The organism is Maridesulfovibrio bastinii DSM 16055 (assembly GCF_000429985.1).
Lineage (GTDB): Bacteria > Desulfobacterota > Desulfovibrionia > Desulfovibrionales > Desulfovibrionaceae > Maridesulfovibrio > Maridesulfovibrio bastinii.
In genome coordinates this window covers 1,049-13,478 of record NZ_KE387016.1, presented here as the reverse complement: position 1 = coordinate 13,478, position 12,430 = coordinate 1,049, and the positions used below count along the sequence as shown (strand labels likewise).

Below are 12,430 nucleotides of genomic sequence, written 5' to 3'. Positions count from 1 at the left end.
GGAGGGATATATTAATTTATGGATTGTGCATTACACTGTTTTATCTATTAATATTTTATGTAGGTATGGGAATATACCATGAAAATTTCTTTACTGTTGCTTCCAATATAGGAGCAATGACCGGTTTAATCTCCACTACAGTACTATTGTTTGCCGGTTACGATTTTTTCCACGGGCGCCGGGCCAGAATGAGGCGCAGCATGAATATTGCTAAAAAAAATAAAGGTCGTCACAGAGCAGCCTTTATTGTCGACCTGCTTTCACAGAGCAACCTTTTAAACTCTTTTAATAAAAACAAATCAAAGTTGGATCTTGATAATATTGATGACGTAATGATCTTTCATTACAATTGGAATAAAGGTAGAAATATTGAGCAAAAAGATGTGTCCGATATTTTATGCGCTCTGGACAAAGAATACCAAGAAATTGAAAACCAGTCACCTGACGTACTCTATCTTTTTTATGGTGGCCCGGTAACGCTCAATGCATACATAGGTTCCCTTTTAGCCAACAGAATGTTGACCCATGTCTACCACTATTCAGCAGGTGAGTATGAATATTGGTATTCTTTAAATATCAAAAAATAAAATCAACTATAATTAGTAATAAAAAAGGCTGCATGTAGATTAACATACAGCCTTTTTTATTGTCATTTTCCAGATCGGAAACCTCTTTTGAGCCGCCTCTATTGCTGCATTAGTAAAACTTCTTTAAGTCAAAACCCGATCCAGATCGGAAACCTCTTTTGAGAAGAACAAGGCCGCTGGACTAACTGAAAAAGTCGTCAAAACCCGATCCAGATCGGAAACCTCTTTTGAGAAAAAGAGCAAAATAATTCTCCCTAGTCTCTAGGTGTCAAAACCCGATCCAGATCGGAAACCTCTTTTGAGTGTTAAAGCCCCTTGTTTCCAATATAATTGGGCTGTCAAAACCCGATCCAGATCGGAAACCTCTTTTGAGAGGTCATCTTTTTTTTACTCCATTTTCAGCACCTTGCAAAGCCATTTTCAGCTACGTCTACTGAGTGAGCACTTTTCCACACCTTTTTTAAGGACGTAGTTTTAGCTCGCAACTTTTTATTTTTTATAATATTATTTCAAAATCTTATAAAAAAGATAAATTCGTATAAAACCATTATCCAAAGTATTCCCGCTAAAAAAAAGTTGAGAGCACGCTCAGTTTTTTATCCGCATAAAAAATTAAATTATTTCAACCTCACCCAAAGTAAGATTGCGTTCTCCGCTGCGAAAGAATTTCAAATCGTCACGTTCATACACCCAGTTCCGCAAATTCTGCACCTGTGCATCTACCAGCTGTGCAAATGTTCCGGACTCAGTTGCTATTCGGATACACATTTCCCTTTCAAAATGCTCAAGCACCTTTCCCATACTGCGTCCTGACAGCTTGAATTTAATCGGTGTTACATTTTCAAAATCTTTTTCAGTAATAATATTCTTGTTCAACAACCGCACGGCAAACCTGTCCATTCTCGCCCGAAAAGGTTCCTGCAAATCTGCAACCAGCGACTCGTAATTGTTTTCATCACTATGCAGAATTCCCAAATAAGGATTCATTCCCCGGACTCGAAGCATAGAATTGATCCGGTTAAAAAGCAGAGAATAACAACAGTCCAGCAACGTATTCAATCTATCCGGCTTGGAGAGTTTGATCCTGTTCTCACTTCTAAAAGAATCATCCAAGATAAGATCATTTAAAGCTGCAAAACAGACCTTTGCCGCATTTCCTTCAATTCCAAATAGGTGTTCTTTTGCTGTCGCCTGCGAGACTCGCTTTAAATAATACTCCAGATTACTGATCACGTCTTCATGTAATTCACGAGAGGACAGCCATTTGATATAATTATTAATTTTAGCACTTATTAACCTTTTACAAATCAGTTCCCTTTCAACTTGCACCATCGAATTATGGCGTGCCAGATGCTGCCCTGAAATGACATGAAAATTTTTAGATTCCGGATAAAGGGTATTGGTGTAGTGACCGGAAGGAGTACAGAATGTTATGGGTATTTTTTCATAGCTGCATTTCTGGATAAGCTTGGTGGAAACCGCACTATTGCCGTAAACAACTATTTCATTGGTCCGCTCAAAGGGGACCCGCGCAATAACGCTTCCACTCTTCCTGATGGCAAGGCAATCAACATCAACCCCCAGCGATGCGAAATGATTGCAGACGTAAACAGTCCTCTTTAAATGGGCCTGCTCAATATTTTCCCAGGCAAGATCGCTATCCAGTTCTATACCCAGAAACTTAAATCCGGGATCAATGCAGCTGATATGTGTTTTACCTTCTTTCAGTTGCAAACCAAGAGGTTCTAATGAGTCCTGCATATCTTCGCAGGCTTTACGCCATTCATCTTCACTATGGGCCAAGACAACAAAATCATCTGCATAGCGTATAAAACGGTAACCATGCTCATCCATACGTTCATCAACGCTATCCAGATATAAATTTGACAACAGTGGTGATAATGAACTGCCCTGAACCAGCCCTTTTGTACTATCTACTTCATTCTCAAGCCCGGCATTGATGCATGACTCCAAAGCCCTAAAGGTCATTTTATCTGCTTGCGGCAGAACACCACGAAGCTTTCGGAGCATGGTCGACCTATCAATGTCATCAAAAAATGAATCTATATCCGATTCAAAGACATAGCGGCATCCTTGCCGAATAGCCTGCTGGATCATACGCTTTGCATCTTCGCGGGAACGACCTTTACGAAAGCCTACAGATGAATGCTCAAACATCCTATCCAAAACAGGTGACAGTAACCGATGCAGCAGCTTTTGGGCCAGACTATCCTCTGAGGAAAACGTCCCCAAAGTCCTCCTGCCACCGAGAGGTTTGTTGATTTCAAAAGGAGCTGCGGGGGAGCACTGAAACTCTCCATTTAAAATATGATCACGCATTGCAAAAACAGCATTTCCAATCGAACCGTAATCCCTTTCAAGTGAGGCTGAAAAATCATTATCCCGGTCTAGTCTGGAGGCGGCGGCACCTAATGAATAATCATCACGCAACAGCGCATCAAAATACGGAACTTCAGCTTTGAGCAAATAAAAACCAAGCCCGGTAGCTCCTCTGCGCCCGGCATGAACCTGCGAGCAAAGCTGCAGCAAGGGCATAATCTTTTCCAGCCGCCCTTTTAAATACAGAGGACCGGTCATCCCATTAATATATCTAACTCCAGCGCCACTTTTAGATTTTTGCCCGAATTGCTCGTAGACCCAGTAATATGGATGAACTTCCACCTCCGCAAAAAATTCAGGTTCCAGTTCAAAATTCAATCCGAAAAGATTGTTCACCTGTCTGCACAACGAACTGAAAAACCGCTCCTTATCAATCATCCACCCTCGAGTCTTATCAGCAGGAGTAAAAGCAAAAGGAGTCTGAAACTCAAGGCAGACTTCATTCATACTTCCATTTACAGGAGATACACTCTCAATTTCAGCAAGCTGTTCATTGCATACTTGTCCTACATGACAAAGCTCAAAATTATTTTCTGGATCAGCAAGATGATCCGTCAGTCCATCAATAAATGCATCCACATTCTGTGGCTCAGCTTCAGGAAATATAAATTCAACATCATAGCGAAAGGATTTACGCATTCTGTTCCCGAAAGTCTTACCAATCGGATGAAAGCAGTATTTCAAACCACGTTGTCCTGATTTTCTAAGCGCAGACTTAAAGATAGCATCCAGCACAAATAGCGGATGCTGTTTCGCAAACTTATTACGGGTATTGGTCAGAGAAATTTTAATACTATGCCAGTTAAGGGAGTAGAAGGAACTGAAATCTGAAGTCATTATATAACGAAAGCATAATTTTCATTAAAACGTGGTGGAGCATTACCAATATCTTTGGGCTTATGATTCCCGAGGAGATATATGGAAATAAAGCCTGTTTCCACATTAAGCTGTTCAAGCTGAATAACAAGCTTATCTTTTTGCCGTGGACTTAAATCACACTCAAAAACGCTTTCCTGCATCCTGAACCCGAAACCTTCAAGAACTTTGGAAACTTTATACCGTTCCTTATTGCAGGAAATATCGTAAGCTACGAGGTAGCGTGTGATTTTAGTCATAAATCAAAAATTGCCCACAACTCGTGATCCCGTCAAGGGGAAATTCATTTTTTCCATTCCCGTTCCCACACAAACACAAATTTCAAAATCTCCATACATGGAACTCGATGTGTGGAGATGCCGTGTCAAAACCCGATCCAGATCGGAAACCTCTTTTGAGTTTTGGTGATTCTATCCTATAGGCAATGGAAAAAGTCAAAACCCGATCCAGATCGGAAACCTCTTTTGAGTTCTGGAATGGTGTTTTTGTGTTATATTTAATGGTGTCAAAACCCGATCCAGATCGGAAACCTCTTTTGAGTCGGGTAAAAATGGTGATTACCTAACCATCTTCTTGTCAAAACCCGATCCAGATCGGAAACCTCTTTTGAGAACGGCATAGTTGAACACTTGGGTGAGCGCCTCAGTCAAAACCCGATCCAGATCGGAAACCTCTTTTGAGAGGTCGACTTTTTTTTAGCCAATTTTCAGCACCTTGCAAAGCCATTTTCAGCTACGTCTAATGAGTGAGCATTTTTCCACACCATTTTTAAGGACGTAGTTTTAGCTCGCAACTTTTTATTATTTTATATTGCTATTTCAATTAATTATGAAACAGCATAATTCAGTCTAAATAGTTATCCACAGAAAAAAACGTTAAATAAAGTTGAGGAGTCACTCAGCTATCAAAACCATAACTCTCATGTAAAAAAATTATATCCTTTAGAGATGTAGGTTAGAATTAAGACCAGCATAGCTATGGACTAATTTAAAAACCTTTCTCCTCCAAGGCGCACAACAAAAGTTCCAGCTCATCTCCTGAAAAAACACCTTCAATATATTGCTGTAAATCCTTTAATGGAGGCCAGTTATTTTGGCCTGATTCTATCCGTTCCAGCAAATCATCAAAAGAACAGGCAATATCACTCCAGCTATAAGACAACGCCTTGACTACTTTGCTATCAGCGCCGGCAGCCACATCTTCAGGCCATTTTTCAAGCATCAGGTCAAACAATTTCTGACCTTCAGGACACTTACACAATTCAGTCACCCCGGAACGTTCCTTCCAGTGCGAGATGTTGCTTCCCAGACTACTAAACCTTTTGTTCAAGTCCTTAAAATTTTTAATTTTATCATGCCTAATAAAAATTGTAATATAATCCAAAGGATATAGAGACTTCCACATGTCAGATATTTCAAAATCGAATTTATACTCACGCAATTTTTCAGCAAAAAGAGGAACAAATTCGGTCACATTTTTATTAGCCTTATACAGTTCAACCAATGCCTCTTTTGTTTCAACAGCCTGAATATTTTTGCGCATTTCTTCGCGGCGTTCCTGCGCATTCTTCACATACTCAAAGCGACCATATCCAACAGCGGTTTTGCCTCCGACACCTTCTACTTCCAAAAGCTCCACCAGCACATCTTTAGCAAAAACTCTGTATTTTTCCGGACCTTGTATCACAACCTGAAACCGTAAACCGGGACAAAGCGCTGCCACATGGATAGGGATAGGATTTTCCATGCCGGTAGGGGCGTTCTCCATGCCGGTAGGAGCGACCTTTTTATTGTAATAGTTAGGATAATGAGGCGTTATAACTTCTTTGTCGAACCAGTCGCCATAATCTTTTCTTGAACTCCAAGGGCACATCCATGCATCATGAAAAGTAAGCAACCCGCTATAGGATTTTTTATCACCTTTAATACTGCCGCCAAAAAGTTCCACCTGAGCCTCACTCTTGGTGGCTGCATCAAAACGTTTCCATGCATCTCCGCCTCTACGGGCAAGATATGAAGAGACTGCCCCTTTCAAAGTTGATCCTGAAATATACGGCACTCCCCAAGGATAATTCAGATTGAATCCAAACTCGAAAACACTGGCATTTCCAGTTCCTAAAAAAACTCTGGTAGAAGTTTTAATTTCAAATATTTCACAATCTTTGCGCTTATTGACTGCACTTTTCAACCTCTGAAAAGCAGTCTTGTATGCTTTTGCGGACTCATCTTCTAGACAGAATCCCTCCATCTGCTCCAGAGCCTTGTCCTTATAGTCATGCTTATTATCATTAGAATTATCTACAGCCAGATTCAACTTACTGATAAGAAGTCCAAGATTTTGGCAGTCACCATCAAAACAATTTACAACTTTTTCTCTTAGGGCTTGAAATTGCATATATTATTCTCCCTCATCATGATCATCAGATTGCCCGGAAATCATGACCTCAGAAAGACGTTTATGCCATTGCAGAAGCTCAAGAACAGTGCGTGAAATATGCATATATTCCGGCAATTGTGCCTTACGGAGAATCTCAAAAAATGGATCACGGTTATCATCATCAACTAGTTTTAATTTCTTAAGTTCCCGCCTTAACTGCTCGCCAAGATCTTGGTAGTAACCATACTTTGTACCTTTGGCTTCAATAAAAGCCATAAATTGCAGGAGACCTACAGTTCTAAAAATACCTCCAGCTCTGCGGCACAGAGATTTATATTGTTGCTGAGAACCTCCTTCCTGAGCAACAACAGCCTTAACTTCCTCGAAAACAAATTCCGAATACTTCTGGCTTTTAAGCATTTAAACCTCCGCGTCCTATACGTACCGCCACAAAGCCCTTACCGGTTGTAGCTTTACCACCCATTTGTACGTACAGATCTTTTACCTGTTCATCGCCAGTGAGAATATTGCAAAGGTAATCGTCAGAATAGGTTTTCTTGTCTTTGTCTTTATATGACTTATCCATTCCAGCGACAGCCATGAACAAGGATTCGGGCGGGACGCTCTCCTCATACCAAAGTGCGCCATTGGCGACGGTACCTGTTTCCTCTTCAATACGAATACGGGCATCTACGGGCAGAGCTGTATCACATAAAAAATTCAAAACGTTATCATCAACAATAGCGAAACGTTTAATAAGAACCTTCTTGTCATCTTCTGATTCACAGAAATATTCAGCAATGCAGGCTGCCCATTCATCAGCATTGCCCTCATCCTCTACAGACAGATCCATCTCCTCAAGCAGGACATTGCCGTTTCTTACGAGAAGTGAATCTTTGGTCAAAAGAGCACGGTAACTGTTTTTGGCAGGATCAATTCCACTCACAGCGGGAAGCGAGGGAAGCCCTTTTTTTACACCGGAACGAACTAATGCCTTTTTAAACTGTTGCAGAGTATATGGAGAGGTAAGATAAGCAAAGGTTCCAAAATAAGAACGCGCAGGCAACGCAATCAAAATTCCATCCTCAATAGACATGGCCGAAGCAGACATATTACCTGAATCTTCTGCCCCGAAAATAGCCTGAACAACACTGCGATCATCAATCTCTTTAGCTGTCTGACCTTTCAGGTATTCATCCTTTAGCACACCTTTAATACTTGAGCCGGGAATAACAGGATGTCCGCTTACCTTGTGGCGTGCTACAGGAAGATCAATGTCTTTCAGGCCAGTACCTATACCGCAGTGAAGCGGAGATAAAGTTTTAATCGCAAGTGTCAGATTTATCATTATCTACTCCTTAACTTCAGAAATGTGCATACCCTTAGCAACAAGAACCTGTCCGTAGCCGTCTTTATCTGATTGAGACTCAGCTTCACAAATTGATTTACCCCATATCGCATCGATGAACTTACCGGACTGTGTGGAATCTTGCAGCTCCACCAGATATACTGAACCGGGGCATACCAATTTTTTAAAGGCTTTTTGACAGTATTTAGCATAATCCCAGCCGCTTACCGGAGCCCAACCGGAAAGAACCGCAGAACGTAATCTTAATTTCACACCACTTCTAGGTTCTGTAACCCAATCACAACGTGATTCGTCCCCATCAGGAACAAGCCATTGTGGAGCCCATGAGCCAAAATCACCATGAGTAGTAAGCAACAATTTTAAGAAACGATCTGTCCCATCTGTTTTAATCGGCTCCGGAAATTGAGGAGGACAATCTTTTTCGACTAAAACTCTGCGCCTTTCACCACCAAGATAAGCAAATTCCGGCATCTCCATATCTTCGGTGAGTCCGGATAAATCAAAACTGATTTTTATATCACCAAGGATGCCTTGCTCGTTCTCCCCAAAAGGCAGGAGAATTTCAAATCTATCAAAACTATGTCCATGCTTAGGAGCTTTTAGATACAAACCGGATTCCGCAAAAAGTTTCCCTTCGTCAGCAGAACCAGTCTTTGGATCAATAGCTGTATGTATGCGTGTTTCAAGTATCGGCCCGGAGACAAAATCTGCATCCTCATCATGAATTTCTTTAGAAATTCCTAAAGATCCTGTGAGATAATCATTTGCAAACTGCTGCCGCATAAACTTCGGTCTGGTTGCGGCTTTCTCTTCTGTCGCAATGGTTGGATATAGCCAATGAGGACATTTTACGTCAGTACCTTCACCTTTTCCCATACTCTTATAGGATAAAACATGAGCCTGACGTTGTTTCTCTCCGCAAAAAATAATATCGGCAGGAATCGGCAGCAGAAACTCATCATGGTCTGAGCATAGCAATGGAAGCACTCTATCAAGACTGACCTTCAATATTTGTTCTAAATTACTTTTGTGACTAAAATAATCTGAACAGCAATTTAGCCCTATAGCTGAGCGACACATACCGGCAAGAGTTTGCGGATACGGCCAGTCCAGAGAATTACCACCAAAAATTCCAGCCGCACCAAAAGGTCTACCATCGCGCAAAATAATAAGATCATCACTGGATATGCAATATCTACTCATCAGCTGCCACCTTACCTTTTGCCATAATTTGTGCCTGCGAGATTAATCGACCTATGACAAGTTCATTTGATAATTGATCAACATCTTTTCTACCTATCAGCAACTCTCTCAACTGCTTATTTTTTTCAATGTCACCTTGATTCTTTTGGTCGAAAACACGCCTAACAAGGACAGCTGTAACGTTTTCGGGGCGAATATCACCATCAACAGCTGCGAACTCCATTTCAGAGTTTCCACCTGTAGCAATTTTTACACGCTTAAGATCGTATCCTAATTTTGAAGGTAATAACTGTGATTCGGACGAATACATGCTGCAAATATATTTTAACCGCTCGGCTATTCCCGGCAGGTCACCATCAGCATCCCATTTTCCGTGTACAATAACTTCAGCCCCAGCTCTCTTGCTCTGAATCACTGCCAACGAGTTTCTACCTGACTCCTTGGCTATAAATTCGGCTTTGCGAGCCAATTCAAGTGCAAGATCAAGGGGATGCATATAATGCACGATAGCCAGTCCAATAGAAAATGTGGCAGCTATATTTACATTAAGACCAATAGATTCACAGAGACTTTTCATCTCAGAGTGAAATCTTTTTCTGATTTCATCGGCGCACATTACAGCTGTGTGCAATGGCAGATAGGACATTATATCATCACCACCAGCATAGATAAGAGAACCTCCTGCCTCCTCAACAATGGTGGCCACGCTATTGGAAAAATTGCTTAACTTTCTACTGAACTGTTTATGCATCTCCTTATTAGGGATAGACCTGATCATTTCCCCCATGTGATCACCGTCGCCGACCATAATTACTGAGTATGGGGATGGCTTGCCATACTTTTTAAACATCTCATCCCTACAATCCCAGATATTTTTTGCATTATTACCATACAGTTCATCAAGTTTTGCGCGATCGCTGAAAAACTTCTCTGCATCAACATTCAGAGATAAATTTCCAACAGTTAATCTTTTACCTCTGCATACTTTTATTTTATCAGGGAATGAGTTCTGAAATTTTTCAATTAAATCGATATGAGAAATATCTCCATTTTCCGCTCCAATAATCCATGGGATTAATGCCATTTCAGCGAGATCAGAAAAATATTTATTCTCAACTCCTTTCGCCAAAAAGCCAAAACGCTTAATGCAGCCGATAGCATCAAGATGTTCATTTCTTTTAAGCAAACCGATTATCTCATGAGGCTTTTCCATAAATACGCTTTCACGCATTCCATCCAAGCTGCTTTTAGGTGTTTTGAATCCATTCCATTCTGGAGCTTTAAATGCTCTGAAGTTTTTTCTCGCTGCAAGCAAACTCTCAACTCTTGCTCGTGCGTCTTGATAAGATTCTGCAATTGGTGTCCAAGCGGCGTAAAATTCACCATAATCACGTAATTCAGCATCAAACACATTCAAATTTATCGAGATTTGATTAAATTCACTCTCAAGCACAGAGCGAGTACTTTCCCCCAAAGAATTGAAATGAGCCTGCCAGGCTTGGCGAGCCTCCTGCTGAATTCTGTCTGCTTCTTCCGGGCTATTCACAGAAACCAAAATTTTATTAGCAACAATAAGTTCAGAACCATTAACTAATTCTTCCATTCTTTCCGGTGCTGGAAAAATCAGATCGGCTCCATTTTCGGCTAAAGTACGGGCAACAGTTTTTGAAAATTCAGACAACATTCTGGAGCCAACCCACAAATCTCTAAGTTTTCTAGCCGATGCAATAAAATCCTGCACCGGACCTATGCTGATGAGTAAAAGTGTATCGCTCATATTTCATTAACTCCAAGTTCATCGAAGAGGGCCTTGTAAACAAAATCACCATTTAAAGGATGGTTCGTTCTCATGACTTTATTCACGTAATTGTCAGGATGCGCAGTTGATGGAATGGCTTTAATCTTTGGCCATTTTTTCCTATCATTATCATTTGAATATTCTAATTTTAAACCATCTGGGAAAGCCTGATTTAAAACCAAAACAACTTTTAAGATACAAGATGAGAGCTTAATGACCTTAATAATCACAAGAGAAGGCCAGCGTGGAGCATTTTTTGGATGAAGTTCAACCACATCAGGATCCCCCTTACCATTACCATCCTGATTAAATTTGGTAATTATTGGTAATCCGAAGGCTGCCCGTGGAAACCAAACTTTATCAGGATGTGCTGGAGCATGTAGTGGAGAATTTCTTTTTGTAAGAATACGAATTGCGTCAGGTTCAGGCCAATATGAACGGCCGAACTTATTTCCATTTTTAAGCCGTCGATCCTGCCTGAAATCTTTATAATTATTTATGATCTCTTCCCATGCTGAAGTAGTACTATTACTGGAAATATTAACGGCTAATAATGAACATGCCAGTCTACTATATTCGATTGGAGCTGGATCACCACCTATTTCCTTGATAAAATTATTAATATCTTGCGCTTCTTTGAAGCCTTTCAGCAATTCTTCACAGTATAATGAACCACATCCACGCCTTGTCCGTGCTCCCACGCCACCAAATAGGGTCCAGAGCTTCAGAGTCTTAAGGACATCTTTCTCTATTCCGGCAGAATTTGGGTAGGAAATACGCAATTTAAAATTTAAATCAGTAATGCATAAAGCGTCAGTATTACTCCGCTCTGCTGGAAAAGCGACATATTTAGGAATGCAATCTATAGCTTTTTTGCCTTCGTAACGCTTCTTATAGAAAAAAATGGCAATTTGGACCTTTGATTTCAAACGAACTTCTTTACCTTTTTTCTCTGTAGTGCCGCCCCACAAAGCATTTTCAAGTTCAAGCAGCTTTGATGAATCAGTCTCATTCTGCATCGTCCGCCACCAGAACCTAAGCTGGCCCTTGATAGACTGAGCACGCACAGGAGCATTCAAATTTAATTTCCATGACTCAGCATCACCACCAAACATAGGTGTGATCAATTCAAATTTAAAATCTTTTGTGATTATTTTACTGCACTTAGAGTTGAATCCAGGTAATTTTTGTAAAAAACTATCTCTCATTATCCCTCCATAATTCGAAGGAGTTAATACCACATTAAAGTCGACTAGATAATTTCCAATATAACAGAGGACTATAAATATCCAGTATTTCTATAAGAGAGTAAATAATCACAGCACTAACAAACTAACTTTAAATAGTTGATATGAATTCCAGTGCTAAGGGGATTATTCACGGCCAAAGAATGCCTATTGACGATATTCAATTTATACTTTTAACCCTTTTTTTAAGCATTAAAATTAAATCATAAAATTAAGTATGTTATAAAAAATAGTAAAAAAAGGTTTTTTTTACTATTTGGGTCATACCCTTTGATTTCTAACGAAGAATAGATAAACTACTCTAGTTCACTGCCGGATAGGCAGCTTAGAAATCCGAATCGAATCTGTTAAACTCCCTGAGTATGTTCACTGCCGGATAGGCAGCTTAGAAAAACCGTTTTTAATAATTGAAAAATCACAGACAGTTCACTGCCGGATAGGCAGCTTAGAAATTTTATTAAACCTTTCTTTAAGTTCCCAATCAAGTTCACTGCCGGATAGGCAGCTTAGAAAAGCAGATGAATCTATTACCTTTCAGACAACAGGTTCACTGCCGGATAGGCAGCTTAGAAAT

Annotated in this window: 9 protein-coding genes and 2 CRISPR repeat arrays; of the genes, 1 reads left to right on the top strand and 8 read right to left on the bottom strand. The window is 40.3% G+C overall.

Annotated features, from left to right (window positions below; translation table 11 throughout):
- Positions 1 to 116 precede the first annotated feature (116 nt).
- Positions 117 to 587, top strand: a complete 471-nt coding sequence (locus G496_RS0117460; protein WP_156900696.1) for a hypothetical protein — start codon at positions 117 to 119, stop codon at positions 585 to 587.
- Positions 588 to 1,199: 612 nt separating this feature from the next.
- On the opposite strand, the gene cas1 is transcribed toward G496_RS0117460, so the two are convergent.
- The 8 genes from cas1 to cmr1 all read right to left on the bottom strand — a co-directional run bounded on the left by cas1 (position 1,200) and on the right by cmr1 (position 11,817).
- Positions 1,200 to 3,824: a CRISPR-associated endonuclease Cas1 gene (gene cas1, locus G496_RS0117455; protein WP_027180402.1), complete on the bottom strand. Its 2,625-nt coding sequence runs from the start codon at positions 3,822 to 3,824 to the stop codon at positions 1,200 to 1,202.
- On the bottom strand, positions 3,824 to 4,102 hold the full coding sequence (gene cas2, locus G496_RS20240) for a CRISPR-associated endonuclease Cas2 (protein ID WP_034633809.1): 279 nt from the start codon (positions 4,100 to 4,102) through the stop codon (positions 3,824 to 3,826). The genes cas1 and cas2 overlap by 1 nt, the downstream gene beginning before the upstream one ends.
- Before the next feature lie 123 nt (positions 4,103 to 4,225).
- Positions 4,226 to 4,544: a CRISPR direct-repeat array (repeat unit 37 nt; unit sequence TGTCAAAACCCGATCCAGATCGGAAACCTCTTTTGAG).
- 306 nt (positions 4,545 to 4,850) lie between these two features.
- Entirely contained in the window at positions 4,851 to 6,257 is a 1,407-nt protein-coding gene (gene cmr6, locus G496_RS0117445; protein WP_027180401.1) for a type III-B CRISPR module RAMP protein Cmr6, read from the bottom strand.
- 3 nt (positions 6,258 to 6,260) lie between these two features.
- The gene (cmr5, locus tag G496_RS0117440) at positions 6,261 to 6,659 is read right to left on the bottom strand and encodes a type III-B CRISPR module-associated protein Cmr5 (RefSeq protein WP_027180400.1); all 399 of its coding nucleotides are present in this window, start codon (positions 6,657 to 6,659) and stop codon (positions 6,261 to 6,263) included.
- On the bottom strand, positions 6,652 to 7,587 hold the full coding sequence (cmr4, locus tag G496_RS0117435) for a type III-B CRISPR module RAMP protein Cmr4 (protein ID WP_027180399.1): 936 nt from the start codon (positions 7,585 to 7,587) through the stop codon (positions 6,652 to 6,654). Before cmr4 ends, cmr5 begins: the two co-directional genes overlap by 8 nt.
- Before the next feature lie 3 nt (positions 7,588 to 7,590).
- A complete protein-coding gene (locus tag G496_RS0117430; RefSeq protein ID WP_027180398.1) occupies positions 7,591 to 8,811 on the bottom strand; it encodes a type III-B CRISPR module-associated Cmr3 family protein in 1,221 nt (406 codons plus the stop codon).
- On the bottom strand, positions 8,804 to 10,588 hold the full coding sequence (gene cas10 / locus G496_RS0117425; protein ID WP_027180397.1) for a type III-B CRISPR-associated protein Cas10/Cmr2: 1,785 nt from the start codon (positions 10,586 to 10,588) through the stop codon (positions 8,804 to 8,806). Before cas10 ends, G496_RS0117430 begins: the two co-directional genes overlap by 8 nt.
- Entirely contained in the window at positions 10,585 to 11,817 is a 1,233-nt protein-coding gene (gene cmr1 / locus G496_RS0117420) for a type III-B CRISPR module RAMP protein Cmr1 (protein WP_027180396.1), read from the bottom strand. Before cmr1 ends, cas10 begins: the two co-directional genes overlap by 4 nt.
- A gap of 343 nt (positions 11,818 to 12,160) precedes the next feature.
- Positions 12,161 to 12,429: a CRISPR direct-repeat array (repeat unit 28 nt; unit sequence GTTCACTGCCGGATAGGCAGCTTAGAAA).
- Position 12,430 lies beyond the last annotated feature (1 nt).

What these genes read in the sequence shown, in the direction of transcription:
- G496_RS0117460 (WP_156900696.1), top strand. Translation starts at nt 117, where the DNA reads ATGACCGGTTTAATCTCCACTACAGTACTATTGTTTGCCGGTTACGAT.
- cas1 (WP_027180402.1), bottom strand. Translation starts at nt 3,824, where the DNA reads ATGACTTCAGATTTCAGTTCCTTCTACTCCCTTAACTGGCATAGTATT.
- cas2 (WP_034633809.1), bottom strand. Translation starts at nt 4,102, where the DNA reads ATGACTAAAATCACACGCTACCTCGTAGCTTACGATATTTCCTGCAAT.
- cmr6 (WP_027180401.1), bottom strand. Translation starts at nt 6,257, where the DNA reads ATGCAATTTCAAGCCCTAAGAGAAAAAGTTGTAAATTGTTTTGATGGT.
- cmr5 (WP_027180400.1), bottom strand. Translation starts at nt 6,659, where the DNA reads ATGCTTAAAAGCCAGAAGTATTCGGAATTTGTTTTCGAGGAAGTTAAG.
- cmr4 (WP_027180399.1), bottom strand. Translation starts at nt 7,587, where the DNA reads ATGATAAATCTGACACTTGCGATTAAAACTTTATCTCCGCTTCACTGC.
- G496_RS0117430 (WP_027180398.1), bottom strand. Translation starts at nt 8,811, where the DNA reads ATGAGTAGATATTGCATATCCAGTGATGATCTTATTATTTTGCGCGAT.
- cas10 (WP_027180397.1), bottom strand. Translation starts at nt 10,588, where the DNA reads ATGAGCGATACACTTTTACTCATCAGCATAGGTCCGGTGCAGGATTTT.
- cmr1 (WP_027180396.1), bottom strand. Translation starts at nt 11,817, where the DNA reads ATGAGAGATAGTTTTTTACAAAAATTACCTGGATTCAACTCTAAGTGC.